General features: G+C 41.7%; 3 protein-coding genes and 1 pseudogene. All 4 read left to right on the top strand.

Annotated features, from left to right (window positions below):
• Positions 1-133 (top strand): envelope stress response protein PspG (locus tag ACP45E_RS10130; RefSeq protein ID WP_277815698.1); only part of this gene is annotated, 133 nt, incomplete at its 5' end.
• Between the two features lie 101 nt (positions 134-234).
• Entirely contained in the window at positions 235-915 is a 681-nt protein-coding gene (locus tag ACP45E_RS10125; RefSeq protein ID WP_017035821.1) for a TIGR04219 family outer membrane beta-barrel protein, read from the top strand.
• 156 nt (positions 916-1,071) lie between these two features.
• Complete coding sequence (locus tag ACP45E_RS10120) at positions 1,072-1,302, top strand: hypothetical protein (RefSeq protein ID WP_017039730.1); 231 nt, start codon at positions 1,072-1,074, stop codon at positions 1,300-1,302.
• A 94-nt stretch (positions 1,303-1,396) separates the two neighbouring features.
• Positions 1,397-1,653 (top strand): annotated as a pseudogene (gene cysJ, locus ACP45E_RS10115) (NADPH-dependent assimilatory sulfite reductase flavoprotein subunit); the annotation flags it as partial.

Below are 1,653 nucleotides of genomic sequence, written 5' to 3'. Positions count from 1 at the left end.
GGCAACCGCTATAGCCTTTATTGTGTTGGCTGTTTTAGGCATGGTGGGGGTTGTATTTAAGTTGATCCCTTGGTTGATCGTCATCGCTATTGGTGTTTGGTTTTTCAAAAATCATGTCTATAGCCCACGTTAATCTCAAATTATTTCCAGTTAATACGCTAGGCGAATGTGCTATCATCCTTCGATAATTTTTATTAGTGTCGACGCCACACAGTTAAAGTAGGGATCAGAGGGATGAATATTCGGGGATTGGGATTAGGCTTATCAGGCTTATTAATGCTTATTAGCGCACCTGTGGTGAATGCACAATCGCCATACAGTATTAGCCTTGGCGCTGATATGTGGTGGGGAAGCACCAAAGTGAATGAAGTTCGTAAAGATGACGATCAGGTTCCTTCTTTTAGCGTTGCTCTTGAGCATGAACTGCCATATTTACCCAATGTCAGCTTCCGCTATACAACAATCGATGCTGACTATATGGCATTTGATAAATACGATTACACCTTTTACTACACCATTTTTGACCATGAACTGATGGACTTTGATTTTGGCGTGGCATTCAGTCAGTACTCAAATTCAAAATATATTGCTCCAATCGGTTCTGGAGCCAATGGTGCGCCTCAGTCATTTGACGAGTTAACTTGGAATTGGTTTGGAAAAGCGTTAATCAATGTGCCAAATACCCACTTCGATGTGATTGGGCAGGTCGACTTTGGAGACAGTAAGGGCCTCAAAACAACCGATTTCATTGCTGGTATGCAATACCGACTCCCAGTCTCTTCTGGTGAACTAGCACTTAAAGGCGGCTATCGTGTGATTGATATTGAGTCCGATGATTTCACTGTTGATGTTGAAAATCATAAAGAGTTTATCTTTGCTAACGGCTGGTTCTTAGGTGCTGAGTTTCAGTACTAGTTCAGCCTCACACTGCTTTTTAATAACGCCACTTCATTAAGTGGCGTTTTTTATATCTAATGGCTATATAACGGGCCTATTTTTTAGCAGAATGCTCAAAATCTACCATGCTTAATAAGGATGATTATGTTGTGTAGACGATAGGTGCGTGATGGTATGACAATTACAGAGCTGAGATGTTTGTACCGAGATCATAAGCTGGTCGAGGCGATTATTGAGCCTTCAGTGCAGGAAGGCAGTTGGGTTGTCGAGTTTCGTCACGCTAGAGGCGGTTTTGTTTTGTTGACCGATTCACAGGGTGGTGAATGCCACTATATGGATTTGGATCTCGCCTCTAAGTCCGCAATGGCTGTCGGCTTTTCTCAGGTTAGGATTGAATCCAAATAACCCACTTTTTACTTTCCATCTTCCAAAAAGTTATAAAACATACTTATCTATTCTTTCTTGTTATTAGCAAGAGTGGTTAATCTATCGGCACGCAATGAATAGGGATGTCGTGACCATGTCTTTAAATAAGAAAGAGTCCTCTCAAAAGGAAGTGTTATCTGGAAACACTTCAGCCAATGATCAGGCTGCATTTACTGCACCTATTAATCAGCAGCAAATTGGACAGCTTCAACAAACAGTTTCTGAATTATCAGCCAATCAACTCGCTTGGGTAAGTGGGTATTTTTGGGGATTAAGCCAAACTCAAAGTAATGCAGCTTCTGCGCCGATTGAACAGATCGGAAGAGCGGT

It is taken from the genome of Vibrio genomosp. F10 str. 9ZD137 (genome assembly GCF_049974785.1).
In the GTDB taxonomy this organism is placed as follows: Bacteria; Pseudomonadota; Gammaproteobacteria; order Enterobacterales; family Vibrionaceae; genus Vibrio.
The sequence above is the reverse complement of the archived record's forward strand: the minus strand, read 5'-3'. Positions and strand labels throughout refer to the sequence as shown.